The following is a 23461-nucleotide window of genomic DNA, read 5'->3' on the forward strand; positions in this document are numbered from 1 at the left end:
ATGTCCCCTTTAGAGGATGTAGCGGCTGAGGTCGCGATCCTCGGCCACGTCCTTCAATTTCTCGCGCACGTAGTCCCGGTCGATGGCGACTGACTCGCCGCTGCGGTCCGGGGCCTCGAAGGAGAGGTCCTGCACGATGGTCTCCATGATGGTGTAGAGCCTGCGCGCGCCGATGTTCTCGGTCTCCTCGTTGACCTTCTGGGCGAACAGGGCCATCTCCTCCAGCCCGTCGGGCGTGAAGGTGACGGTGACGTTCTCGGTGGCCAGCAGGGCGGCGTACTGGGCGGTGAGGGCGTTCTGCGGCTCGGTGAGGATGCGCAGGAAGTCCTCCTTGCCGAGGGCGGAGAGCTCCACGCGCAGCGGGAAGCGGCCCTGCAGCTCGGGCACCAGGTCCGAGGGCTTGGAGAAGTGGAAGGCGCCGGCGGCGATGAACAGGATGTGGTCCGTCTTGACCATGCCGTACTTGGTGTTCACCACGCAGCCTTCCACCACGGGCAGCAGGTCGCGCTGCACGCCCTCGCGGGAGACGTCCGGCCCGGAGCCGCCCTTGCCGTCGCGGCCGCAGATCTTGTCGATCTCGTCGATGAACAGGATGCCGGTCTGCTCCACGCGCTCCCTGGCGGACTCGGAGACCTTGTCCATGTCCACCAGCTTCTCGGACTCCTCGTTGATGAGCAGTTCGTAGGCGTCGCGCACGGAGAGCTTGCGGGTCTTCTTCTTCTGCGGGAACACCTTGGAGAACATGTCCTTGAACTGGCCGCCGATCTCCTCCATGCCGGGCATGGCCATGATCTCCACGCTGGGGGAGGGCATGGCCACTTCCATCTCCACCTGCTTGTCGTCCAGCGCGCCCTTGCGCCAGAGCTGGCGCAGCTTGTCGCGGGTGGACCCGGCCTCCTCGTTGGATGCCTGGGGCAGGGCGTCGGCGTAGTAGCCGCTCTGGGGGCGCATGGAGGGGGGCAGCAGCAGGTCCAGCAGGCGCTCCTCGGCGGCCTTCTCGGCCTTCACGCGCACCTTGCCGGACTCCTCCTGGCGGATCAGCTGCACGCCGATCTCCATCAGGTCGCGGACCATGGATTCCACGTCGCGGCCCATGTAGCCCACCTCGGTGTACTTGGTGGCCTCCACCTTGTGGAAGGGGCACCCGGCCAGCCTGGCCAGGCGGCGGGCTATCTCGGTCTTGCCCACGCCGGTGGGGCCGATCATCAGGATGTTCTTGGGGGCGATCTCGTCGCGCAGGGCCGGGTCGATCTGCTGGCGGCGCCAGCGGTTGCGCATGGCGATGGCCACCATGCGCTTGGCCGCGTTCTGGCCCACGATGTAGCGGTCCAGCTCCGAGACGATCTCCCTGGGGGTCAGGGTGCTCATGCGTTCACGGTCTCCAGGACGATGTTGTTGTTGGTGAACACGCACAGCTCGGCCGCGATGTCCATGGCCTTGCGGGCCACCTCGGCGGCCGGGAGCTCGGTGTTGCGGGTCAGGGCCCGGGCGGCGGCCAGGGCGTAGGAGCCCCCGGAGCCGATGGCGGCCACGCCGTCGTCGGGCTCGATCACGTCGCCCGCGCCGGTGAGGATGAGCACGGCCGAGGCGTCGGCCACCAGGAGCATAGCTTCGAGCCGGCGCAGGAACTTGTCCTTGCGCCAGTCCTTGGCGAGTTCGACTGCGGCGCGGGTCAGGTTGCCGGAGAACTCCTCCAGCTTGGCCTCAAAGCGCTCGAACAGGGTGAAGGCGTCGGCGGTGGACCCGGCGAACCCGGCCAGCACGCGATCCTTGTAGAGGCGGCGCACCTTGCGGGCGGTGTGCTTCATGGCCACGGCCTGCCCGAAGGTGACCTGGCCGTCCCCGGCCATGGCCACGCCCGAGGCGTCGCGCACGGCCAGTATGGTGGTTCCGTGAATATCCATGGGATTGGTTCCTAGAGTGTGCGGCGGGCGAAGGCCAGCCAGGTTTCGTAGGCTTGGGCGGAGTAGAGCACCATGGCCGCCTCCTGGGTGTCGCCGCGCCTGAGGCCCTCGGCGAGCTCCTTGAGGGCGATGGGCATGGCCAGCTCCACGGGGTAGCCGTAGGCCCCGCAACTGATGGCCGGGAAGGCCACGGAGACGATGCCGTGCTCGCGGCAGAGCCTCAGGCAGGAGCGGTAGGCCGAGGCCAACGCTTCCGGCTCGCCGTGGCTGCCACCGCGCCAGATGGGGCCGACCGCGTGCAGGATGTACTGCGCGGCCATCTCGAACCCCGGGGTCGGCTCGGCTTCCCCGGCCTTCAGGGGGCCGCGCCGGGCGATGATCTCCCGGCAGGCGGCGGGCAGCTTGGGCCCTGCGGCGCTGTGGATGGCCCCGTCCACGCCGGAGCCCCCGGCCAGGTGGGCGTTGGCGGCGTTGACCACGGCCTGCGCGGGCCAGGAGGCGATGTCGCCCCGGGCGATGCGCAGGGTCCCCTCCCCGACGGTGAACACGGCGGATTCGGCGGCGTTCATGGGTTGAAGGCCTCGGCCCAGGCGGGGTCGATCCCCGGGGCCAGGATGCCCAGGCCCGCCCGGGATGGGTTGAGGATGGCTGCGGCCAGCTCGCGCACGTCCTCCAGGGTCACGGCCTCGAAGCGGGAGGCCGTCTCCTCCGGGGAGACGAAGCGGCCCAGCAGCAGGTGGTTGCGGGCCAGGCGGGACATGCGGTCCTCGCTGGACTCCAGCGAAAGATACAGCACGGAGAGCAAATGGTCGCGGGCGTGCTCCAGCTCGGCGGGCGTCACGTCGCCGCCGGCCAGGCGCGTAAGCTCCCCGCGCAGGGCCTCCAGCAGTTCGCCGGTGCGCTCCGGCTCCACGGCGGCGTAGAGCTGGAGGATGCCCTGGCTGCGCATGGTGTTGGCGAAGGAGTAGACCGTGTAGGCCAGGCCCCGGCGTTCGCGGATCTCCTGGAAGAGGCGGGAGGACATGTTGCCGCCCAGGATGGCGTTGAGCACGCCCAGGGTGAAGCGGCGCTCGTCGGTGGCGCCCATGGCCTCGAAGCTCAAGGTCACGTGGCTCTGCTCGCAGTCGCGCTCCTTGAGGGAGCGTACCGGGGCGAACGTCCCGGCCGGGGGAGCCTCGGGCGCGGCCCCGCGCTCGAGGGAGCCGAACAGCCGGGCCGCGAGCTCGTGGAAGGCCTCGTGGTCGATGCCCCCGGCGGCGGCCACCAGCATGCTCTGCGGGCGGTAGTGGTCCGCGCGCCAGGCGTCCAGCTCCTTCAGGGAGAAGCCGCGCACCGTCTCGGGGCGGCCCAGGATGGAGTGGGATTCGCTGCCGCCCGGCCAGGTGGCCTGCCAGAAGGACTCCATGAGGCTGTCCTCCGGGTCGTCCTCCACCATGGCGATCTCCTGGAGCACCACGTCCTTCTCCTTGGCCAGGTCGTCCTCGGAGGGCGTGGGGGCCAGCGCCAGTTCCGCCAGGATCTCCAGGGCCTCGGGGAGGTGCCTGTCCACCACGCGGGCGTGGAAGCAGGTGTGCTCCCGGCTGGTGAAAGCGTTGGACTGGCCGCCGAAGAGGTCCAGGGCCTTGGCGATGTCCAGGGCGCTGCGGCTCCGGGTGCCCTTGAAGGCCAGGTGCTCCCAGAGGTGGGCCATGCCCTCCTGCTCCGGGGTCTCGTTGCGGGAGCCGGACTCGATCCAGATGCCGAAGCTCACGCTCTTGGAATCCGGCAGACGCTCGGTGGCCAGGCGCAGGCCGTTGTCCAGCACGCGCAGGCGGTGGTCGTAGGGGAGGGGTGTCATCAGTGCTCGCGGAAGAAGGGTTTGCCGAGCCCGGCGGGCGCGCGGCCCCGGCGGCCCAGGGCGGCGGCGAAGCTCAGGGTCAGGATGGTCAGCACGTAGGGCAGGATGCGCAGTATGTACAGCGGCACCACGTTGTTGCCCGTGGCCTGCGAGAAGAACTGCAGCGCCGAGAGAAACCCGAAGAACAGCGATCCGGCCAGCGCGCCCAGGGGACGCCAGCCCGAGAAGATGACGATGGCCACGGCGATCCAGCCCTGTCCGGCGGAGATGCCCTCCTTCCAGCCGGGGGTGAACACCAGCGAGAGGTAGGCCCCGGCCATGCCGGAGAGGAATCCGCCCAGGGCCACGGCCGTGAAGCGCGTGCGGATCACGGGCGCGCCCATGGCGTCGGCGGCGGTGGGGTTCTCGCCGCAGGCGCGCACGGTGAGGCCCCAGCGCGTGCGGGAGAGCGCGAACCACATGGCCACGGTGACGAGCACGGCCACGTAGACCAGCGCGTTCTGGCCGAACACCGCCTTGCCCACCATTGGCAGGTCGGAGAGCACGGGGATGGGCCATTCGCCCACGCGCAGCCCGGGCTTGCCGATGAAGCCCCGGCCCATGAAGTTGGCCAGGCCCGCGCCCAGGATGGAGAGCGCGATGCCCGAGAGCAGCTGGTTGGCCCCCAGGCGGATGGCGAAGAAGCCGTGCAGCAAGGCCAGCAGGGAGCCCACGAGCCCGGCGGCGGCGAAGGCCAGGGCCGCGTTGCCCGTGAGGTAGCCCACCAGGTAGCCGATGAAGGCCCCCATGAGCATCATGCCCTCCTGCCCCAGGTTGATGACCCCGGCGCGCTCCGAGAGCACCTCGCCCTGGGCTGCCAGCAGCACGGCCATGGAGGATTTGAGGGTCAGCGAGAGCAGGAAAGCGAAGTCGTTCATTGTTTGGTGCCTGTTATCACGCCGTGGCGTCGTTTCCAAGTTCCGGCGGCCGCGCCAACTGGCCGCGGCTTGGGATCAGCCGTCCGTGCCGGGGACACGCTGGCAAGGCGCGGTAGAAAACCGGGCCGACGCGTATCCGGTATACGCGAGGGTGTGGCTTTAGCCCGCAACGCAGCCAGCGGGAAGTCCGGCGCGGGCGGTCAGCGCTTCTTCCTGGCCTGGAGCCAGAGCAGGCTCAAGAGCAGGGCCGCCTCGATGACCAGGCTGGCCGCCGAGGGCAGGCGCATCTTCGTCTGCAGGTATTCGCCGCCGACCAGCACCGCCGCCAGCACGATGGCCGCCGGAGGGGCCAGGGCCGGATGCAGCCGGGCCAGGCAGGCCACGATCACGCCGTCGTAGCCGTAGCCCACGGCCACGCCCTGCTGCAGGCGGTAATGGATGCCCGTGACCTCGGCCATGCCCGCCAGCCCGGCGATGGCCCCGGAGGCCATCAGCACCCAGAGGCCCCGGCGCGCGGCGTCCATGCCCGCGTAGGAGGCCGCCTTGGGCCCCAGGCCCATGACGGTCAGCTCGTAGCCCCAGCGGGTCTTGGCCAGGGCCCAGGCCAGCAGGATAGCGCCCGCGATCCCGGCCAGCAGGCCCGGGTGCACGCGGGTGCCCGCCAGGCGCGGCAGCCGTGCGGCCTCGGCGAACATGGCCGTGCCGGGGAAGCCGAAGCCCGCCGGGTCGCGCCAGATGCCGAAATAGAGGTGCTCCATGAGCGCGATGGCCACGTAGTTGAGCAAAAGCGTGGTGATGATCTCGCTCACGCCCAGGCGGGAGCGCAGCCAGGCCGGGCCGGAGGCCCACAGCGCGCCGCCAGCCATGCCGCACAGGGCCGCGCAAGGCAGCATCAAGGCGGCGGGCAGGGTGTCGCCCAGGTGCAGGGCTGCGGCCGTGGCGAACACCGCGCCCATGACCAGCTGGCCCTCGCAGCCGATGTTCCAGAGGTTCATGCGCGCCGCCAGGATCACGGCCAGGCCCGTGAGCGAGAGCGCCGAGGCCTTGACCAGCACCTCGGAGAAGCGCCCCCAGGAGCCGAAGGCCCCCTGGAACATCACGGAATAGGCGGCCAGCGGGTCCGAGCCCATGACGGCGAACACGGCGGCCCCGGCCAGCAGGGGCACTGCCAGGGCGAAGGCCCACAGGGCGATGGCTCGAGAATGAATGGTACGCTGGCTGCTCATTGGCGCACCCCCGCCATCATGGGGCTGATGCGGGCCACCTGGTCCGGGTCGGAGACGTCGGCCACGCCGAGTATCCGCCCGGCGAAGATCACGGCCACCCTGTCCGCCAGGGTCAGGGCCTCGGTGAGGTCGCCGGTGACGAGCAGCACCCCGGCGTGCTCGCGGGCCTCCAGCAGGCTCTTCCAGACGTCTTCGGACGCCCCGATGTCCAGCCCCTGGGTGGGCTGCTGCACCACGAGCACGCTCGGCAGGCGGCTCAGTTCGCGCGCCAGCAGCAGCTTCTGCAAGTTGCCGCCGGAGAGCTCGCCCGAGGGCTGGTGCGGCCCTTCGGCCTTGATGGCGAAGCGCTCGATGGCCTTTCGGGTGGCCTCGGCCCCCCCGGTCCAGTCCAGGAGCAGGCCGCGCGTGAAGGCCGAAAGCCGGGTGAGCAGGTAATTGTGGGTCATGGAAAGCTCGGGCACGCTGCCCTCGTGGTGGCGGTCCTCCGGCACGTAGGCCAGGGCGTCTTTCGGCGCGGCGGCCCAGGCCTTGGCCTCGTGGCGCGCGCCTTCGAAGCTCACGCTCCCGGCGGTGAGCGGAGCCAGCCCGGCCAGGGCCTCGGCCAGCTCGGTCTGCCCGTTGCCCGCCACGCCCACCACGGCCAACACCTCGCCGCGCCTGAGCGCCAGGTCCACGCCGGAGAAGGCCGGGCGGGCCGGGTCGCCGCCGCCGGTGAGGCCCTCCAGGCGCAGCACCTCGGGGCCGGGCTCCACGGCGGGCTTGTCGATGGCGAAGATCACCTCGCGGCCCACCATCATGCGCGCCAGGTTGCGCTTGCCTCCCGCTTCGGCGGGCGTGGTATGGGCCACCAGCCTGCCCCGGCGCAGGATGGAGATACGGTCGGAGAGCTCCAGGGCCTCCTCCAGCTTGTGGGTGATGAAGACGATGGCCCGGCCTTCCTGGCGCAGGGTCTTGAGCACCTGGCAGAAGCGCTCGATCTCCGTCGGGGTCAGCACGGAGGTGGGCTCGTCGAAGATGAGCACCCGCGCGCCCAGGCGCAGGAGCTTGAGTATCTCCACGCGCTGGCGCTCGCCCATGGAGAGGGTGTGCACGGGGCGGTCCGGGTCGGCGTCCAGGCCGAAGCGGTCGGAGAGCTCGCGGATGCGCGCGGCCTCGGCCTTGAGGTCCAGCAGGGGGGAGCCCCCGGCGGCCAGGCAGACGTTCTCGGCCACGGTGAAGGCGTCCACCAGCATGAAGCGCTGGTGCACCATGCCAACGCCCCTGGCCAGGGCGTGCGCCGGGGAGGTGAAGCGCACCGGCTCCCCGGAGAGGCGTATCTCGCCCACGTCGGGCTGGTAGCGCCCCGAGAGGATGGACATCAGCGTGGATTTGCCCGCCCCGTTCTCGCCCAGGAGGGCGTGGATCTCCCCGCCGTGGGCGGTGATGCTCACGTGGTCGTTGGCCAGGGTGGGGCCGAAGCGTTTGGTGATGTTCACCAGTTCCAGGTTCAGGCTCATGAGGCCTCGCGCTTCACGGGGGTGGGCAGGCTGGTCAGGTAGACCAGGGGGCGCAGGGCGGGCGTGCCCTCCACGGCCGCGCAGGCCATGGCCAGGATGGGCGGAGCCTCGGGCATGCGGGCGAAGCGGGCGGCCTGCTCCACCAGGGCCTCCATGGCCAGCATGGTGGAGCCGGAGGAGATCACGTCGTCGAAGAGGATGATGCCGTCCACCGCCTCGGTGACGATGGAGAGCGAGCGCTCGTAGAGCGCCAGGAACTTGTCGCCGCTGGTGATGGAGTCCGCCCCCACCTGGATCACGGGGCGCTTGCCCGGCTCCATGTGGGGCTTCACGCGGTTGTGGGCCACGGCGATCTCGTCCAGGCCCAGCTCCTGGGCGGTGACCTGGGCCAGCTGCAGGGCCTTTTCCACGGCGGCGAGCATGGCCACCTTCTTTTTGCCCGCCAGCAGCGGGCGCAGCTTGTCCGCCAGGAGGCGGCCCATGTCCTGGTTGAGGCGGGTCTGGCCCACCAGGTCAAGCGAGGCGATGCGCACCTCGCCGCCGTCGGCTGGCAGCCAGACGTAGGGCAGCAGAATGTCGTAATCCAGGCCTTCCACGCGAAGCGTGTACTTCTCGCCGGATTCGCGCACGGGGCGTTCGTATTGCATGCGGGCCTCTCTCGGTAAGCGCGTGCTTGAGGGCTGGCGCGCGGGGGCGCGCAAGGTCCTGCCGGGTCCTATGAAACGGCGGGGAGGATGTAAAGGGGATAGGGGGCGCTGGGGGCGGGCTGGCGAGAAAATTTTGGGGCGGCGGGGGGGAGGCAAGGTGAAGGAGGGGCGAGCGGGGTGACTGCCCTGACTGAGAGTGTTGTGGTTGTTGCGATAAATTATGCGAAACGGTATAGGTGGATTCGTACTGCGCGTTACCGCGCAACCAGTTCCGGCCTCCCGGACGGGGCTTGGAAGGTCTAGGCTTATCCTGTGACTCGTGAGGTGTGCAATGAACCGTCGCGCTTTGCGCCATGCGCTAGCTATTGAAGGGGTGAAGCTGCTGATCGCCAATGCGGTGATTGCGGCTGTCTACTTAACATTGACCTTGTTGGGTGGTTCACATGTTTAATCGGTTGATTAGTCCCGGAGAAGACGTGGAGAAATATTGCCATGTAATACGTGGAACCATAGGGTGTGTCATGGCGATAACATGGATTTTTATGGGTCTTGTGTATCCAGGTTGTTTTATCCAGTAATAGTCAAGTATAAGGACTTGTTGTGGACAGAAATACACTGACACCTGGGAAGAGATTTTGGTATGATGTGTTCACGTACCTGTGGATGTCCACGATATTCTGGGGCAGTATAAATATTCTTATTAACGGCAAGTGCAAATAAAAAGAGGGCATGGTCTACCATGCCCCCATGCTTCTAGTTGAACTAGTCCCAATAGGGCTTGTTGTTCTCCTCCCGGATTGAATCCACACGGGAATTGTTCGTAATTCTGTCCTGCTCGGATCGTTGCAAGTCCGATCTGCGGATATAGAAATCCTTCGGTGTCTCTGTGTGTTTCAACACCCACGGTGCGGCGAGGTCTTCGACTGCCGTCTGGACTATTCCGCCTTTCCCGATGCTGCCCGTCCCAACTGTTGTCAGGGCATTTGCCCACAACCCGGCGTGAGCGGCCCCTCGGGCAATCTCTTGGGGAGTGTTGGGGCGCCATTCAACTTCAGCATCGCTGTCGATGACTTTGATGTCTCCTGGCTCAGCATCCGTTACCGGTGTGGTCATCTTGTTGTACGAATTGACTAGAGAACTCGCTGTCTTAATCCATCCGCCCAGTTTGAAGCCCGCATCCCAAGGAGACGCTTTCATCTTCTCCCACGCCTCCCCCACCTTGTCCTTGATCGCGCCCATGTCCAATCCGTTCTGCTGCCCTGCCTGTCCACCAAGCAGCGCCATTCCGAACATGGCCTGGTCAGGAGTGAAGCCTTTGCTTCCGCCCTCGCCACTCTGTTGCCCGTGAGGGGCATTCTGCTCCGGCTGCTGATTCGGCGCGACCGGCTGCGGCGTCTGCCCGTCCTGCGGGTCGGGGGTGGCGATCTGCGTTCCCTCCAGTGTGAAAGGGTTCTTAAATTCAATGGCGTCCGCCATTGTATTCAGTTCGGGATTCCAATCGTCTGACATGGTTACCTCCCATGTATTTGCGGTGAGTGTTCCGTGTGCCGCCCGGCGGGTTTTCCCGCCGGGCGGAATCCAAACCAAGGACGCAGGAGCTTTCACCTGGCGGTTATTTGTCCATCATCAGCTCGATGTAGCGCAGCAGGTCGCCGTCGCGGGCCTTGCCCGACCTGGCGCGCGCCTTGAGCTCGGCCAGTTCGCCTCCGCGCGTGGCGGCAGGCTGGCGGTCGTCGATGCTGCCCGCGCTCTCCAGGTGCGGCGGCCTGGGACGTGAGGCGCTGTCAGGCCGGAACACGTGGCCGGAGTTCGCTCCCGAGGGCGGGGCCGTCTTGTGGGCGCAAGCCATCTGGGCGGTTTCGGCGAAGTCGCGGATGTGCTCGTAGAGCTCCAGGAACATGCCCGGGTGCGTGTCCGCAGCCGCGAGCATGTGCTGCGCGAGCATGCCGGGAAGATGGCGGATGTACTCCTTGACGAGCGGGTACACGCGTTCGAACAGCGGGTCGGTGGCGGCCAGAGTGCGCAGGAGCGTGGCGTTCTTCCTGCGAACGCGATGCGCACGCGCGGCGCGATGCTGCCCCCGCCCGTTCAATGGCGGCTGGCTGAATCCGGCGAAGGGCGCGCCTGGTTGGGGAACGAAGAAATCCGGCTGGCCATCGGCGTCCAGGTCGATGCCGCAAAGATGCTCCGCCATGCCGGGCATGGCCATGAGTCCTTGCTTGATCGCCTTGAAGCTCTGCCGGTGTCTTCCGGCGTCGGTCGATACGGAAGAATGCATTCGGGGGCCTCCTCTGAGGGTGGTTTGTTTCCTGGCGTCCAGCGCCAAGATTCCCCGAATTGTATGCAGACGGTTTTAAATTTCACCCCATATAGGGCTATGTGGGAAAAAAGTCGAAAAAAAGGAGGCCCCGGAGGGCCTCCCTTGGAAGTCACTAGCAGACGACGGGCGGCCGCTATTCCGGCAGCTTGCCGTTCACGCCCTTGGAGAGCCAGCGCATGGTGTAGAGCTCCTTGTCCGTGGCGCGCTGCCCGGCGGGGATCATCACCTTGCCCTCCTGGTCGGTCATGGGGCCGAGGAAGGAGTCATCCACGCCCTTCTTCATCTTCTCCATCTCGGCCAGCACCTTCTCGCGCACGGGGGCGGGCACCTTCTCGTTGAAGGCGGAGAGGCGCAGGGCGTCCTGGTCGAAGCCGGCGTACCACTCCTGGGGCTTCCAGGTGCCGTCCAGCTTGGCCTTCACGGCCTTCTCGTAATAGACGCCCCAGTTCCAGATGGTGGAGACCAGCACGCACTTGGCGCCGAACTCCACGGCGTCCGCGCCGTAGCCGATGGCGGGCACGCCCTTGGCGCAGGCGGCCAGGGAGGCGTCGGGGGTGTCGGCCATCTGGCGGATCAGGGTGGAGCCGCGCTGCACCAGGGCCTCGCTCATGGCGGTCTCGCCGATGGGGTCGCGCCAGCTCTTGAGCCAGACCACGGTGTTCAGGGTGGCGGGGTCGTACTTGGTGCCGGATTCGTCCAGGCCGCGCATCAGGCCGTGGGTGAAGGCGTTGATGCCGCGGATGGGCTCGGGGATGGGGTTGGTGGCCACGGTGCCCACCTTGGTGTAGCCCATCAGGCCGGCCATATAGCCGACAAGATACTCGCCCTGCTCGATGCGGGCCATGTAGTTGCCCATGTTGGGGGCGGTCTTGTAGCCGGAGCAGTGCTCGAAGGAGACGTCGGGGAAGTCCTTGGCGACCTGGAGCATGGGGTCCATGTGCTCGAAGGTGGTGCCGAAGATCAGTTTGTAGCCGTCCTGGGCGTACTGGCGGAACACGCGCTCGGCGTCGGCAGCGCCCACGTTCTCGGTGTAGCTGACCTCGATCTGGTCGCCGAACTGCTTCTTGAGCTTCTCGATGCCCACGTAGTGGGCGTAGTTCCAGCCCTGGTCGTTGACGGTGCCGACCAGCGCGAACGCAACCTTCAGCTTGGCGGCCATGGCCGTGCCGGGCAGCACGGCGAGAATCGCCAGACAGCAAAGAACACTCAGAAAACGCCTGCTCATGGAGCCTCCTCGAACATGGATGTCGGATTGTAACAAACCAACCCTGGATGCCGGATTTCCACGGGGTTGTAAATCCCGCACGGATGGAATCACTACCTCTCCAACACCTCGTCGAAGGCCTCCTGCAACTTGAACTCGTTATAATACGCGCACTCCACGTCGGAGAGGATCTCCATCACTTTCGACGCTTGCTCCTCGCAGCCGGGGGCGGGGTTTTCCTTGAAGTGGGCGCCGAGAGCGGCGCGCAGGGCATCGAAGATGTGGGCCGTGGAGGTCTTCACCACCTCCTTGGCCACGAACTGGGCGTACTGCCGGGAATAGGACTCGCAACTGTTCTCTGTCATGTCTCTAACAACCCGTTTATAAAGTTGGATTTCGCAGCCTGTTCAAAAAACTTGCTGGCAAGGCGCAAGAAAAAGTCAAGGCCGAAGCGTACTTGGCATACACGAGGGTTTGACTTTTTTGCAGCAACGCAGCCAGCGAGGATTTTTCAACAGGCTGCTAGGCGTCCAGCCGGATGGGGTCCCCGGCGTCGAAGGTTTGGGGTTCCAGGGGCAGCTTCACGGTGCATACCACCTCCGCCCCTGCCTGGGCCAGATTCACCTGCCCACGGCACTTGCGCGCCGCCAGCAGGGCGATGGGCAGGCCGAAGCCGGTGCCCTGGGGCTTGGTGGAGTTGAAGGGCAGAAAGAGCGCGTCCACGTCCTGGTCCTGCGGGAGCGCGCCCGGGCCGCTGACCACGATGCTCAGGTGCGAGGGGGTGGCGGCGTCCACGCGGGTGGCCACGCGCAGGGCCGGGGCCTCCGGCGGCATGGCCTCCAGGGCGTTGACCAGCACCTGCTTGAGTATCTCCCGCAGCAGGGACGCATCGGCCTGGAGCGTGGGATGGGCCGGGTCCAGGCTGTTCTCGGGCGTGAGCCCTTGCGGCCACAGGGGGCCGGAGCGCAGGCCCTCCAGGGCCTCGCCGATCATGGCTGATGCGTCCAGCGTGGCGATGGAAGGCTCGGACAGGCCGATGGAGTTGAGCGTCGAGATGTCGCGCGTCATGCGCTCCAGGCGCAGAGCCTCGTCCAGGATGGCGTGCGCGCTCTCGCGTACCGCCGGGTCAGCGTTGCGGGCCAGGCGCGTGGCCATGCCGCCGATCACGGTGAGGGGGTTGCGGGTCTGGTGGAAGATGCCCTGCATCAGGGACTGGTCCACGTGGGAGCGGTGGTACACGTGGCCCTTGGAGCGCACGATCAGGCACAGGTCCAGCAGATCGTTCACGGCCAGGACGACAGGGGCGCGCATCTCCATGGCGATCTCGTCGCGGATGGCCCGCAGGAAGATCTGGCGGCTCTTGACCTCGCCCAGCATAACGTACTGCAGGTCTATGCCCATGCGCGCGGAGGTGACGCCCTGGCGCCAGAGTTCCGCCAGGAAGTCCTCGTCCCAGGGCCTGTCCCACAGGCGGGAGTACCAGCGGAACCAGAAATCCTGCAGGGTGCCGCCGAAATACTCGGCGATGATCTCCATCTGGGGCTTGGGGATGACCATGCGGTAGAGCTCGCCCAGATAGGAACCGGCGGCTTCGCTGTGGGCGGTCAGCATGGCGGCGTAGGGGCGGATGGCCGCCAGGCGGGATTCGTCCAGCCCGATCTCGTTGCGGAAATAGCTCAGCTGGGAGAGGGGGAGGTACTCGTCCATGGGTCCTCCGGGGCGCTGAGGCGGCCGCCCGGCTTAGCTGCCTGTTGCAAAAATCGGCTTTTGCAGACTGTTCAAAAAGCCCGCTGGCAAGGCGCACGAAAAAGTCAAGGCCGATGCGTATTTGGCATACGCGAGGGTTTGGCTTTTTCGGGGCAACGCAGCCGGCGGGAATTTTTCAACAGGCTGTTAGAGGGCCTGCCCGGCGGCGTGGGCCGAGGCCCAGGCCCAGTGCAGGTTGTAGCCGCCCAGGTGGCCGGTGACGTCCACGATTTCGCCGATGAAGAACAGCCCCGGGCAGGAGAGGCTCTCCATGGTCTTGGAGGAGAGGCCCCTGGTGTCCACGCCGCCGCCCGTCACCTCGGCCTTCTTGTAGCCGTCGAGTTCCTTTGGGGTCACCTCCCAGTTGCCGATGCGCCTGGCGAGCATGGCGGCCTCCTCCTTGCGCAACTGGGCCACGGGCTTGGCCGAGAGCTCCGGCGGCACCACGGCCGCGGCCAGCCGGGAGGGCAGCAGCCGCGCGACCACCGTCTTCACCTGGGACTTGGTGGTGCGCGCCTCGGCCAGGGCCTCGTCCACGGGCCTGCCCGGCGAGAGGTCGACCTGGATCGGCTTGCCGGGCTGCCAGTAGTTGGAGATCTGGAGGATGGCCGGGCCGGAGAGGCCCTTGTGCGTGAACAGCATGGCCTCCTCGAAGGACTGCCCCCCGCAGCTCACCCGCACCGGCAGGGAGAGCCCCGACAGCGAGGAGAGCGCCCAGTTGGAGCCCATGGTCAGGGGCGTGAGCGCGGGGCGCGGCTCCACCAGCTGGAGCCCGAAATTCTCGGCCACGCCGTAGCCGAAGCAGGAGGAGCCCACCTGCGGCCAGGCCAGGCCGCCCGCCGCCACCACCAGCTTCTTGCCGGGGATGGTGCCGCCGGGGTGCGTGACGCGGAAATCCCCGTTACGCTCGATGTTCTTGATGCGCACGCCCATGAAGAAGCAGACGCCCGCCGCGCGGCAGAGCGTCTCCAGCAGGTCGGCCACGGCTACCGCGCCCTCGCGGCAGAACATCTGGCCGTGGTTCTCCTCCACGGAGCGCAGGCCGTTCTCCTCCAGGAATTCCTTGAAGGCCAGGGGGCCGAAGCGGCTGATGGCGGAGACGCAGAAGCGCGGGTTCTCGCTGATGAAGTTCTCTGGGCCCACCCGGGTGTTGCCGAAGTTGCAGCGGCCGCCGCCGGTGACCTTGAGCTTTTTCCCGGATTGGTTGTTGTGGTCGATGACGGCCACGGACAGACCCTTGCGGGCCGCGGTGAGGGCGCAGAACAGGCCGGAGGCCCCGGCGCCGATGATGACAACGTCGTATCCGAGCATCCGGCCCTGATACGCCATCGCCGCCCGGCGGGCAAGGGGAGGAAGAAGCCGGGAGGCGGCTTCAGAGCAGGCGGCGCGCGCCCGCGTACTGGCTCTTCCAGACCGGTTCGTCCAGGGAGCTCACCTTGACGCTCTTGCCCGAGGAGGCCGAGTGGATGAAGCGGCCGTCCTCCAGGTAGATGCCCACGTGGTGCACGCCTTTCTTCCCGAAGAACACCAGGTCGCCCTTGCGCAGGTCCTCCCGGTTCACGGGCTGGCCCTGGCGGAACTGCTCACGGGAGCTGCGGGGCAGCTCCACGCCGCCCTGGTTGTAGACGTAGCTGGTCAGGCCGGAGCAGTCGAAGCCGCGCCCGGGGCTCTCGCCGCCCGCGGCGTAACGCTTGCCCAACTGGGCGGAGGCGGTCTCGGCCAGGCTCTCGGGGCTGGCGCTCACGGCCCTTGCCACCTGGGAGGGCGGGTCCGACAGCGGCGGTTCATTGACGCCCTTGGCGCCGGTTGACAGGGGGCGGTCCTGGTTTTGGCGCTGCGCGCGGGGCTTGGCCCGAAGGGATGCGCCCCAGGCCGAGAGGGCGGCTTCGTCCGCCTCGCTGAACTGGTCCGGGGCCGCGCATTGCGGGGCGGGGGGCTTGCGCTCGATGACGGTGCGCACCTGGTTGTTGCGGATGCGCGTGGTGACGGTTGGGGACTCGGGCTGCGCCGCGGAGGCGGCCAGCTCCGGCGCCGGCTTGGGGAGCGGGCTCCCTGGCAGGTGGCTGGGCATGGGGGCCTGGAGCAGCAGGGGTGCGGGCGGCGGGACGAACTCAGCCTGGCCGTCGGCGGCCTGGGGGGGCGGTTCGGGCTGCGCGAGGCTCTCTGCAAGGGCCTGGGCGAAGCCGCGCACCGCCACGGGCCTGGGCTGCAGCCTGGGCTGGAAGGGTGCGTGGGCCGCCTGGGTCTTTTCCACTGCCATGCCGGGTCCTCCGCATGGCGTTAAGCAAACCCCGTGCCTAGACGTCCAGCTCCAGGCCCACGGGGCAGTGGTCCGAGCCCATGACCCCGTCGTCGATCCAGGCCCGCTTCACCAGGGGGCGCAGCTCCTCCGAGACGAAGAAGTAGTCGATGCGCCAGCCCACGTTGCGGCTGCGGGCCTGGAAACGGTAGTCCCACCAGGTGTAGTGGCCGCCGCCCTGTTCGAACATGCGGAAGGTGTCCACGTATCCGGCCGCGACGAAGCGGTCCAGCCAGGCGCGCTCCTCGGGCAGGAAGCCGGAGGTCTTCTCGTTGGATTTGGCGTTCTTGAGGTCCAGCTCGGTGTGGGCGGTGTTGAAGTCCCCGCAGGCAACGATGGGCTTGCTGGCGCGCAGGGCCTGGGCGTGGGCCAGGAAGGCCTCGTAGTAGCCCATCTTGAACTCCAGGCGGCCCGCGCCGTTCTGCCCGTTGGGGAAGTACACGTTGAGGAAGTGGAAATCAGGGTATTCCAGGTGCAGCAGCCGCCCCTCCGCGTTGTAGAGCGGGTCCGGCAGCTCCATGTTGACGGCCAGGTGCCCGCCCCGGTGGAACACGCCCACCCCGGAGTAGCCCTTGCGCGTGGTGCAGGAGGAGAACACCCCCTGGTATCCGGCCACGTTGGCGAAGTCCGCCTCGTGCCCGGCCTGGATCTTGGTCTCCTGCAGGCCCACCGCGTCCGCGCGGCTGGCCTCCAGCCAGTCGGCGAAGCCCTTGCCGGAAACGGCCCGCAGGCCGTTGACGTTCCAAGAATAGAGGATCACGAACGCCCCCCGCCGATGGTTTTCAGCTCCGCCGTGAGGCCGTCCGCTCCCAGGCGCAGCAGCACGTAGCCTCCGGCCGCCATCTCGCCCGGGTTGACGATCACGGTGCGGCCCAGGCGGTCCGTGCAGCGGGCCTCGTGGATGTGGCCGGTGATGCAGACTTCGGGCTGCACCCGCTCGATGAACTCGCGCACCGCCGGGGAGCCCACGTGCGCGCCGCTTCCGATCACGTCCGCCAGGGTGCCGAAGGGCGGCGTGTGCGAGATGAGCGCCAGGTGCGCGTAGCCCCTGGCCTGCTCGTAGCCCTCAACGAGCCACTGCGCGATTTGGGCCTCCGGGGCCTCGGCCGGGGTGCCGAAGGGCGTCGGGGGGGACCAGCCCACCCCCATGATCCCCACCCCGGGGGCAAGCTCCACGGCGCGGGCGTGGATGCCCTGGCCGCGCCCGTCCAGCCAGGCCTGCACCGGGGGTTTGTCCATGTTGCCGATCTGGGCCAGCACGCGCGGGTTGATGGCGGCCACGGCGTCCAGCACGGCGCTGGCCTCGGGCACGCCGCCGCGAACGGTCATGTCTCCGGTGACGATGACGCCCGCCGCGCCGGGCAGTTCCGGTATGGAGGCCAGGGGGGCGGTGTGGCCGTGGATGTCGCCGACGGCTATCCAGTAGAGGTCGTGTGCGCTCATGGGTGTGACTCCGGCGGGGGATTCTTTGCTCCCGCCGGGTTTCATGCTAGCACGGTTCGCCATGCCCGACAACGCGAACGCCCGCAAACCCCTTCAGGCCGTTGACAAGCCCGCCCTGCGCAAGGCCATGCTGGCCCGCCGCAAGGCCCTGGCCCCGGAGGCCGTGCTGCGGGCGGGGCGGTCCGCGAACGCTTTGCTGGACACGCTGCCGCGCTGGCGCGAGGCCCGCGAGGTGCTTGTGTACCTCGACTTCGGCGGCGAGGTGGCCACCGGCCCCGTGATAGAGGCCCTGCTGGCGCGCGGCGTGCGCGTGCTGGCCCCGCGCTGCCGCCCCGGCGAGGCCGGGGTGCTGGACGTGGCCTGCCTGACATGCCTCTCGGAACTTTCGCCCGGGGCCTACGGCATCCTGGAGCCGGACCCGGCGCGCTGCCCGGCCCTGGAGTGCGTCCGCCCCGACGCCGCCCTGATCCCGGCCGTGGCCTTCGACCTGCGCGGCGGCAGGCTGGGTTTCGGCCAGGGCTACTACGACCGGCTGCTGGCCTCCCCCGGGTTCGAGCACACCTTCCTGGCCGGGCTGGCCCACGCCTTCCAGGTGGTGGAGGCCCTGCCCCTGGACCCCTGGGACAGGCCCGTGCACGCCGTTGTCACCGAAAAGGAAATCCTATGGCCCATCCCATAATACACACCACGATCCCCTTCGCCTTCCCGGGCCTGCCCCAGGTGGGCGTGGCCTTCACCACGGCGCTCACCGGCAACGTCTCCCACGCCGTGGGGGACGACCCCGAAGGGGTGGACGCCGCGCGCGAGGCCCTGGGCGAGGCCCTGGGCTTCGACACCTGGCACTCGCTCAAGCAGGTGCACGGCGTGGACATGGCCTTCGACGCGCCCGAATCCCCCGTGGGGGAGCCCTCGGCAGTGGTGGCCGACGGCCAGGGCACGGACCGCCCCGGGCGCGCCCTGGTGGTCAAGACGGCGGATTGCCAGCCCATCCTGCTGGCGCACGAGAGCGGCAGGTACGTGGCCGGGCTGCACGTGGGCTGGCGCGGCAACGTGCAGGAGTTCCCCCAGGCCGGGGTGAAAGCCTTCTGCGAGCGCTACGGCCTGCGCCCGCAGGAGCTGTTGGCCGTGCGCGGCCCGAGCCTGGGCCCCGGAGCCTCGGAGTTCACCAACTTCGAGATGGAGTTCGGCGACCGCTTCAGACCCTTCCACGACCCGGCCACCGGCAGGGTGAACCTCTGGCGGCTGGCGGCGGCGCAACTGGAGGAGGCGGGCCTGCTGCCCGAACGCATCTTCGGGCTGGATCTGTGCACCTTTGATTTGCCGCTGTTCTTCTCCTACCGGCGGGAAAAGAACCTGGGCCGCCAGGCCAGCCTGATCTGGATTAGAAACCGGCCCTGAAGCGCTTGCCCATGGGGCGGGAAAGCTGCATAAGGTCGTCATGAACACCACACGCCGCTCCATCATCGCAGCGCTCTTCACGGCCGCCGTGCTCCTCCCGGCCACGGGCGGGTTCGCCCAGACCGGTTCGTCCTCCGGCTCCGGCCCGGTGCTCACCCTGGAGCAGCAGGTCTCCATCTGGGACTCCGTGCTGCAGGACGTGCAGTCCGGCAAGACGCCCACCGCCGCGCAGATCACCTCCCTGCTGCCGCAGTACGGCAACTGGTGCGGGCTGCAGCCCACGGCCGCCGGGGCCATCCCCGTGGACTGCCTGGACGGGGCCTGCATGCAGCACGACCTCTCCCCGGGCTACAGCTCGGCCAACCCCACGCTCGCGCAGGTGGTGGCGGCGGACCGCAATTTCATCTGGCAACTCAGCAACATCCACGCCTCCACGCCTTACGGCGAACTTTACAGGATCGAGGCCATCGACCTCTTCACCTCCAAGACCACCTACGAGCAGGCCAACAGCACCACCCTGATCACCGGCTGCTCGGACTGCCTCAAGACGCCGTAACAGTCCTTTCGCTTGTCAAGAGGCATTTCGGTCCGTATGGAGGTGCTCCCAATTCATCAAGAGAGCACCCGTATGAGCACCAAGATCAACGAGAATATACGCAACATCGCCATCATCGCCCACGTCGACCACGGCAAGACCACCCTGGTGGACGCCCTGTTCCGCCAGTCCGGCCTGTACCGCGACAACCAGGCCATGGACGACCGCGTGATGGACTCCATGGACCTCGAACGCGAGCGCGGCATCACCATCGCGGCCAAGAACTGCGCGGTGAGCTACGGCCCCGTGAAGATCAACATCATCGACACCCCCGGCCACGCCGACTTCGGCGGCGAGGTCGAGCGCTCCCTGGCCATGGCCGACGGCGCGGTCCTGCTGGTGGACGCCTCCGAAGGCCCGCTGCCCCAGACCCGCTTCGTGCTGAAGAAGGCCCTGGACCGCGAGCTGACCATCATCGTGGTGGTCAACAAGATCGACCGCAAGGACGCCCGCACCCAGGAAGTGCTCAACGAGGTCTACGACCTGTTCATCGACCTGGACGCCACCGAGAAGCAGCTGGACTTCCCCGTGCTCTACGCCATCGGGCGCGAGGGCATCGCCAAGACCGAGCTGGAGGGCGAAGGCACTGACCTCAAGCCCCTGTTCGAGGCCCTGGTCAACCACATCCCGGCCCCCAAGTTCAACCCCGAGGAGCCCTTCCAGATGCTCGTGGCGGATCTGGGCTACTCCGACTTCCTGGGCAGGCTGGCCATCGGGCGCATCATGGCCGGGCAGGCCAAGCAGAACGACTCCCTGGTCTGCCTGGGCGAGGGCGGCACGGTCACCACGCTGCGCGTCTCCCGCCTGCAGACCTATCGCGGCCCCTCGCTCATCGACGCCGCCGAGGCCAACGCCGGCGACATCATCGTGCTGGCCGGCATCGAGGACGTGAAGATCGGCGACACCATCTGCACCAAGGACGCCCCCAAGGCCCTGCCGCGCATCACCGTGGACGAGCCCACCGTGGCCATGAAGTTCGGCATCAACACCTCCCCCCTGGCCGGGCGCGAGGGCAAGCTGGTTCAGTCCCGCAAGATTCTGGAGCGGCTGGAGAAGGAAATGCTCTCCAACGTGGCCATCAAGGTGGAGCCGAGCGTTGAAGGCGAGAGCTTCCTGGTCAAGGGGCGCGGCGAGTTCCAGATGGCCATCCTGGTGGAGACCATGCGCCGCGAAGGCTTCGAGCTCTCCATCGGCCGCCCCGAGGTCATCTTCAAGAAGGGCGCGGACGGCCAGCGCCTGGAGCCCATCGAGCGCGTCTTCGTGGACTGCGACGAGGCCTTCATGGGCGTCGTCACGGAGAAGCTCTCCGTGCGCAAGGGCCGCATGGTGAACATGGTCAACAACGGCAAGGGCCGGGTGCGCCTGGAGTTCTCGGTGCCTTCGCGCGGGCTCATCGGCTACCGAGACGAGTTCCTGACCGACACCAAGGGCACCGGCATCCTGAACGCCTACCTCGAGGGCTACGAGCCCTTCCGGGGCGAGATCCCCAGCCGCTTCACCGGCTCCCTGGTGGCGGACCGCTCCGGCGTTGGCGTGGCCTACGGCATCTACAACCTGGAGCCGCGCGGCGAGATGTTCATCAAGGCGGGCGACCCGGTGTACGAAGGCATGATCATCGGCGAGCACAACCGCGACAACGACCTGGACGTGAACCCCGCCAAGGAGAAGAAGCTCACCAACATGCGCGCCTCCGGCAAGGACGAGGCCACCACCCTGACCCCCATCCGGCCCATGACGCTGGAGAGGGCCATCCACTTCGTGCGCGAGGACGAACTGGTGGAGGTCACGCCGCTTTCCATCCGCCTGCGCAAGGCCGAGCTGAACGCCACCAAGCGCCACCTGCTGGCCGGGCAGAGGAAGCGCGCCAAGGCCGAGTAGGCTGCGGAACGCAATAAACGATTGATAAGCCCCCGGCTGCGCAGTGAGCGCTGCCGGGGGCTTTTTCGTGGGGGAGGGGGGCCGCTTTCGTTCGCGCCTGCGAGCGCGGCCGGTCGCGCCGTTCGATGCGATTGATCGCCTCGTGCGGTTCGGATACGAGGGCGGAGGCCCCGGAGATGCTGGCGTTCGTGGAGGGTCCCTTCATGCGGCGTCGGGCTTCCTTCGGCGCGGCAATATTTTGATATGGAGACACACCCCGCTCACATGAGACAAATCATATTCGCATTGATGTTCCTGCTCGCCACGGCCCCGGCCTCCGCCGCCGACCTCACCGCCAAGGCGGACCAACTCCTTGGCATCCCCTACCGCCCCGACGGCGTGCGCGACCCCTCCGGCCGCTGGACCACCTTCGAGCACCCGGAGCAGGCCTTTGCCGCGCCGGGCCTGAACTGCTCGGGGCTGGACTACACCCTCATGCGCCTGCTGGGGGCCACCACGGTGGACCCGCGCCAGGCCGCGCGCGACCGCCTGGGCGACTCCGGCCCCGGCGCGCCCAAAGGCCAGGACTGGGACTTCGGGTTCGACATCATCCTCAACCTCACGGACCAGCTCAAAAGGCGCTGGCTGCTGCCCCAGGCCAGGGCCGTGTCCCCGGCTGACACCGGCGAGGCCATGCGCGGCTTCCCCGTGGAGGACCGTGCCGCCTGGAAGGCCGCGCTCAGCCAGATCGCCCCCAACCAGGCGGCGCCCAGCCAGGCCGCCCTGGTCAGCTTCAGCCAGCCGGGCCGCCGCAAGGGCTACGGCCTGCAGCACTACCACGTGGGCCTGATCCTGCCGGACGCCTCGGGCGGGCGCTGGCTCTACCAGGCCACGCCCAAATCCGGCGCGCACAAGCTGAACCTGGCCTCGCCCGAGGGCATGGACCGCTTCCAACGCTTCTTCGCCGGTCCGGACAGGCGGGCGCTGCTGCTGGGCGTCACGCTGCCGTAGCCCTTCGGCGGAGATTGCCCCCGGAGCCCAAACAGGCTACATCCCCCGCCACCGCAATCCCTCGCAAGGAGCATCCCGTGGGCAAGGAAAACATGAGCCTGGACAAGATCCAGACCCAACCCGAGTTCGACCTGGAATATTACATGGAAATCAGCGGGCTCATGCGCATCGAGCATGAGCTGGCCGAACTGCTGGAGAAGTACTGGACCACCTGGGAGAAGGAGCTCAAATCCTTCCGCATGGAGCCCACCAAGGCCGACGCGGACGACGGCTTCCTGTTGGTCTACCTGGACGAGGACACCGAGAACGCGGTGCAGCGCGCCTTCGAGGAGAACACCAAGTTCGGCTTCGCCTTCCACAACCTGGCCATCACCCTGGTGATGAGCGCCGCCCAGAGCGTGATGCCCGAGCTCATCGGGGCCTGCGTGCCCCTGCCCACCCCCTCGCGCGAGGCCAAGAAGAAGTTCAAGAAGCTCGGCCTGGAATGGGACGACTCGGGCAAGATGAACCGCAACTACGCAGTGTTCACGCCCTACCCCTACAAGGGCGGGTGCGAGGTCTGCCATTCCTGCGACACCTGCCCCTCCAGCCAGATGCGCGAGATCGGCAAGACCCCAGAATAATCCAGGTTCACACTCGTTTCCTCAGGCCCGCGCGGCGTCCTCCCCAGGATGCGCGCGGGCTTTCGCTTGTCCGGCCTCCCTCAGTGCGCGCTGCTTCATCTATCGGTCGGATTTGAATCCATAATAATAAACGATTTGTCCTTTCCCTGCGCATGGATTCCAATGCCCGATCATCATTGATTGAATCCGGCGTCAGGCCGGGCGGAGCGAACAGGAACGATGCGTGCGAACATGCCCCAGCACTGGGTTTTCGACGACGAATTCGACGGCGGCGAAGAGACCTGCGGCCGCGTCATCATCAATTTGCACACCTACGTGCGGGAAATGCCTCCGGGCACGCACATCGTGCTCATCTCGGAAGACCCGGCCGCGCCCGTGGAATTCCCGGCCTGGTGCCGCATGACCAGAAACGCCCTGCTGGACATGGCCCACCCCTATTACCTGGTTGAGCTCAAACCCCATCTCGTTCCCGAGGGCAGCCTCGGTGACAACTAAGGAGACCCCACATGGCTGATACGTTCTGCGTGACCATCACCCACTGCCGCACCGACGGCGACAAGGCCACACTGGGCTTCGTGGTGGCCAACGCCGCCCTGGGCAGCGAGAAGGATACCATGATCTTCCTGAGCACCGACGGCGTGTACTGCGCCGTGAAGGGCGAGGCCGAGAAGATCGACGAGGGCGCGCCCTTCGCCCCCCTCAAGGAGCTCATCAACAAGTTCGTGGGCGCGGGCGGCAAGATCTACGTCTGCACCCCGTGCCTCAAGAAGCGCGGCCTCTCCGAGGCGGATCTCATCGAAGGCGCGACACCGGCTGGCGGCGCGGTGCTGGTGGAGTGGCTGAGCAACGGCTCCCCCTGCGTGGCCTATTAGCGGCGGGGTGGCATGTGGCCGCTGGGGGGAAGGCCTCCGGCGGCCAAAGGGCAGTGCCCTTTGGAA

25 protein-coding genes are annotated in these 23461 nt (G+C 67.6%); 8 read left to right on the forward strand and 17 right to left on the reverse strand.

Translation table 11 applies throughout. The features are described from left to right. Positions 1-9: 9 nt before the first annotated feature. The 17 genes from hslU to MLE27_RS03355 form a co-directional block, all read right to left on the reverse strand. Complete coding sequence (gene hslU / locus MLE27_RS03275; RefSeq protein WP_243310458.1) at positions 10-1368, reverse strand: ATP-dependent protease ATPase subunit HslU; 1359 nt, start codon at positions 1366-1368, stop codon at positions 10-12. Further along, positions 1365-1904 (reverse strand): ATP-dependent protease subunit HslV, encoded by a 540-nt coding sequence (gene hslV / locus MLE27_RS03280; protein ID WP_243310459.1) that lies wholly within the window; start codon positions 1902-1904, stop codon positions 1365-1367. Before hslV ends, hslU begins: the two co-directional genes overlap by 4 nt. An 11-nt stretch (positions 1905-1915) precedes the next feature. After that, positions 1916-2473 carry a macro domain-containing protein gene (locus MLE27_RS03285; protein WP_243310460.1) on the reverse strand — a complete coding sequence of 186 codons (558 nt, stop codon included), beginning with the start codon at positions 2471-2473 and terminating at the stop codon, positions 1916-1918. Beyond that, positions 2470-3741, reverse strand: coding sequence for a M16 family metallopeptidase (locus tag MLE27_RS03290; protein WP_243310461.1), 1272 nt, complete (start codon positions 3739-3741; stop codon positions 2470-2472). The genes MLE27_RS03285 and MLE27_RS03290 overlap by 4 nt, the downstream gene beginning before the upstream one ends. Then, entirely contained in the window at positions 3741-4658 is a 918-nt protein-coding gene (locus MLE27_RS03295; protein ID WP_243310462.1) for an ABC transporter permease, read from the reverse strand. Before MLE27_RS03295 ends, MLE27_RS03290 begins: the two co-directional genes overlap by 1 nt. A 200-nt stretch (positions 4659-4858) precedes the next feature. Next, positions 4859-5884, reverse strand: a complete 1026-nt coding sequence (locus tag MLE27_RS03300) for an ABC transporter permease (RefSeq protein WP_243310463.1) — start codon at positions 5882-5884, stop codon at positions 4859-4861. After that, on the reverse strand, positions 5881-7380 hold the full coding sequence (locus MLE27_RS03305; protein ID WP_243310464.1) for an ABC transporter ATP-binding protein: 1500 nt from the start codon (positions 7378-7380) through the stop codon (positions 5881-5883). Before MLE27_RS03305 ends, MLE27_RS03300 begins: the two co-directional genes overlap by 4 nt. Continuing rightward, the gene (locus tag MLE27_RS03310; RefSeq protein ID WP_243310465.1) at positions 7377-8027 is read right to left on the reverse strand and encodes a type I phosphoribosyltransferase; all 651 of its coding nucleotides are present in this window, start codon (positions 8025-8027) and stop codon (positions 7377-7379) included. The genes MLE27_RS03305 and MLE27_RS03310 overlap by 4 nt, the downstream gene beginning before the upstream one ends. Positions 8028-8789: 762 nt before the next feature. Beyond that, on the reverse strand, positions 8790-9536 hold the full coding sequence (locus MLE27_RS03315) for a hypothetical protein (RefSeq protein WP_243310466.1): 747 nt from the start codon (positions 9534-9536) through the stop codon (positions 8790-8792). A gap of 103 nt (positions 9537-9639) precedes the next feature. Then, positions 9640-10305 (reverse strand): hypothetical protein, encoded by a 666-nt coding sequence (locus tag MLE27_RS03320; RefSeq protein ID WP_243310467.1) that lies wholly within the window; start codon positions 10303-10305, stop codon positions 9640-9642. Between the two features lie 175 nt (positions 10306-10480). Then, complete coding sequence (locus MLE27_RS03325; RefSeq protein ID WP_243310468.1) at positions 10481-11572, reverse strand: BMP family ABC transporter substrate-binding protein; 1092 nt, start codon at positions 11570-11572, stop codon at positions 10481-10483. A gap of 92 nt (positions 11573-11664) precedes the next feature. Further along, a complete protein-coding gene (locus tag MLE27_RS03330; protein WP_243310469.1) occupies positions 11665-11916 on the reverse strand; it encodes a hypothetical protein in 252 nt (83 codons plus the stop codon). A gap of 157 nt (positions 11917-12073) precedes the next feature. Then, entirely contained in the window at positions 12074-13258 is a 1185-nt protein-coding gene (locus MLE27_RS03335; RefSeq protein WP_243310470.1) for an ATP-binding protein, read from the reverse strand. Between the two features lie 186 nt (positions 13259-13444). Continuing rightward, positions 13445-14608: a BaiN/RdsA family NAD(P)/FAD-dependent oxidoreductase gene (locus MLE27_RS03340; RefSeq protein ID WP_243310471.1), complete on the reverse strand. Its 1164-nt coding sequence runs from the start codon at positions 14606-14608 to the stop codon at positions 13445-13447. Positions 14609-14669: 61 nt separating this feature from the next. Beyond that, positions 14670-15557 carry a C40 family peptidase gene (locus MLE27_RS03345; RefSeq protein WP_243310472.1) on the reverse strand — a complete coding sequence of 296 codons (888 nt, stop codon included), beginning with the start codon at positions 15555-15557 and terminating at the stop codon, positions 14670-14672. Between the two features lie 37 nt (positions 15558-15594). Beyond that, entirely contained in the window at positions 15595-16356 is a 762-nt protein-coding gene (locus MLE27_RS03350; protein WP_243310473.1) for an exodeoxyribonuclease III, read from the reverse strand. Then, positions 16353-17039, reverse strand: a complete 687-nt coding sequence (locus MLE27_RS03355; RefSeq protein ID WP_243310474.1) for a metallophosphoesterase — start codon at positions 17037-17039, stop codon at positions 16353-16355. The genes MLE27_RS03350 and MLE27_RS03355 overlap by 4 nt, the downstream gene beginning before the upstream one ends. Before the next feature lie 61 nt (positions 17040-17100). Here MLE27_RS03355 and MLE27_RS03360 point away from each other — a divergent pair, with 61 nt between their 5' ends. The 8 genes from MLE27_RS03360 (at position 17101) to MLE27_RS03395 (ending at position 23395) form a co-directional block, all read left to right on the forward strand. Beyond that, positions 17101-17718, forward strand: a complete 618-nt coding sequence (locus MLE27_RS03360) for a 5-formyltetrahydrofolate cyclo-ligase (protein ID WP_243310475.1) — start codon at positions 17101-17103, stop codon at positions 17716-17718. Beyond that, positions 17703-18437, forward strand: coding sequence for a purine nucleoside phosphorylase YfiH/LACC1 family protein (locus tag MLE27_RS03365; protein ID WP_243310476.1), 735 nt, complete (start codon positions 17703-17705; stop codon positions 18435-18437). Before MLE27_RS03360 ends, MLE27_RS03365 begins: the two co-directional genes overlap by 16 nt. A gap of 40 nt (positions 18438-18477) precedes the next feature. Next, complete coding sequence (locus MLE27_RS03370) at positions 18478-18993, forward strand: phospholipase A2 family protein (RefSeq protein ID WP_243310477.1); 516 nt, start codon at positions 18478-18480, stop codon at positions 18991-18993. 72 nt (positions 18994-19065) lie between these two features. Next, positions 19066-20910 (forward strand): translational GTPase TypA, encoded by a 1845-nt coding sequence (gene typA / locus MLE27_RS03375; RefSeq protein WP_243310478.1) that lies wholly within the window; start codon positions 19066-19068, stop codon positions 20908-20910. 264 nt (positions 20911-21174) lie between these two features. Continuing rightward, positions 21175-21900 (forward strand): hypothetical protein, encoded by a 726-nt coding sequence (locus MLE27_RS03380; protein ID WP_243310479.1) that lies wholly within the window; start codon positions 21175-21177, stop codon positions 21898-21900. Positions 21901-21977: 77 nt separating this feature from the next. Further along, complete coding sequence (locus MLE27_RS03385; protein WP_243310480.1) at positions 21978-22523, forward strand: hypothetical protein; 546 nt, start codon at positions 21978-21980, stop codon at positions 22521-22523. A gap of 231 nt (positions 22524-22754) precedes the next feature. Next, complete coding sequence (locus MLE27_RS03390; RefSeq protein ID WP_243310481.1) at positions 22755-23018, forward strand: sulfurtransferase TusA family protein; 264 nt, start codon at positions 22755-22757, stop codon at positions 23016-23018. Positions 23019-23029: 11 nt separating this feature from the next. Further along, positions 23030-23395 (forward strand): DsrE family protein, encoded by a 366-nt coding sequence (locus tag MLE27_RS03395; protein ID WP_243310482.1) that lies wholly within the window; start codon positions 23030-23032, stop codon positions 23393-23395. Positions 23396-23461: the final 66 nt, after the last annotated feature.

This window comes from Fundidesulfovibrio agrisoli (assembly GCF_022808715.1).
Taxonomy (GTDB): Bacteria; Desulfobacterota; Desulfovibrionia; order Desulfovibrionales; family Desulfovibrionaceae; genus Fundidesulfovibrio; species Fundidesulfovibrio agrisoli.

Coding starts and splice junctions, on each gene's coding strand:
- MLE27_RS03355 (WP_243310474.1), bottom strand. CDS start 17,039: ATGAGCGCACACGACCTCTACTGGATAGCCGTCGGCGACATCCACGGC.
- MLE27_RS03315 (WP_243310466.1), bottom strand. CDS start 9,536: ATGTCAGACGATTGGAATCCCGAACTGAATACAATGGCGGACGCCATT.
- MLE27_RS03290 (WP_243310461.1), bottom strand. CDS start 3,741: ATGACACCCCTCCCCTACGACCACCGCCTGCGCGTGCTGGACAACGGC.
- MLE27_RS03305 (WP_243310464.1), bottom strand. CDS start 7,380: ATGAGCCTGAACCTGGAACTGGTGAACATCACCAAACGCTTCGGCCCC.
- MLE27_RS03345 (WP_243310472.1), bottom strand. CDS start 15,557: ATGGCAGTGGAAAAGACCCAGGCGGCCCACGCACCCTTCCAGCCCAGG.
- MLE27_RS03330 (WP_243310469.1), bottom strand. CDS start 11,916: ATGACAGAGAACAGTTGCGAGTCCTATTCCCGGCAGTACGCCCAGTTC.
- MLE27_RS03395 (WP_243310482.1), top strand. CDS start 23,030: ATGGCTGATACGTTCTGCGTGACCATCACCCACTGCCGCACCGACGGC.
- MLE27_RS03360 (WP_243310475.1), top strand. CDS start 17,101: ATGCCCGACAACGCGAACGCCCGCAAACCCCTTCAGGCCGTTGACAAG.
- MLE27_RS03365 (WP_243310476.1), top strand. CDS start 17,703: ATGGCCCATCCCATAATACACACCACGATCCCCTTCGCCTTCCCGGGC.
- MLE27_RS03300 (WP_243310463.1), bottom strand. CDS start 5,884: ATGAGCAGCCAGCGTACCATTCATTCTCGAGCCATCGCCCTGTGGGCC.
- MLE27_RS03380 (WP_243310479.1), top strand. CDS start 21,175: ATGAGACAAATCATATTCGCATTGATGTTCCTGCTCGCCACGGCCCCG.
- MLE27_RS03285 (WP_243310460.1), bottom strand. CDS start 2,473: ATGAACGCCGCCGAATCCGCCGTGTTCACCGTCGGGGAGGGGACCCTG.
- MLE27_RS03295 (WP_243310462.1), bottom strand. CDS start 4,658: ATGAACGACTTCGCTTTCCTGCTCTCGCTGACCCTCAAATCCTCCATG.
- MLE27_RS03340 (WP_243310471.1), bottom strand. CDS start 14,608: ATGCTCGGATACGACGTTGTCATCATCGGCGCCGGGGCCTCCGGCCTG.
- hslU (WP_243310458.1), bottom strand. CDS start 1,368: ATGAGCACCCTGACCCCCAGGGAGATCGTCTCGGAGCTGGACCGCTAC.
- MLE27_RS03335 (WP_243310470.1), bottom strand. CDS start 13,258: ATGGACGAGTACCTCCCCCTCTCCCAGCTGAGCTATTTCCGCAACGAG.
- MLE27_RS03320 (WP_243310467.1), bottom strand. CDS start 10,305: ATGCATTCTTCCGTATCGACCGACGCCGGAAGACACCGGCAGAGCTTC.
- MLE27_RS03390 (WP_243310481.1), top strand. CDS start 22,755: ATGCCCCAGCACTGGGTTTTCGACGACGAATTCGACGGCGGCGAAGAG.
- MLE27_RS03310 (WP_243310465.1), bottom strand. CDS start 8,027: ATGCAATACGAACGCCCCGTGCGCGAATCCGGCGAGAAGTACACGCTT.
- MLE27_RS03370 (WP_243310477.1), top strand. CDS start 18,478: ATGAACACCACACGCCGCTCCATCATCGCAGCGCTCTTCACGGCCGCC.
- hslV (WP_243310459.1), bottom strand. CDS start 1,904: ATGGATATTCACGGAACCACCATACTGGCCGTGCGCGACGCCTCGGGC.
- MLE27_RS03325 (WP_243310468.1), bottom strand. CDS start 11,572: ATGAGCAGGCGTTTTCTGAGTGTTCTTTGCTGTCTGGCGATTCTCGCC.
- typA (WP_243310478.1), top strand. CDS start 19,066: ATGAGCACCAAGATCAACGAGAATATACGCAACATCGCCATCATCGCC.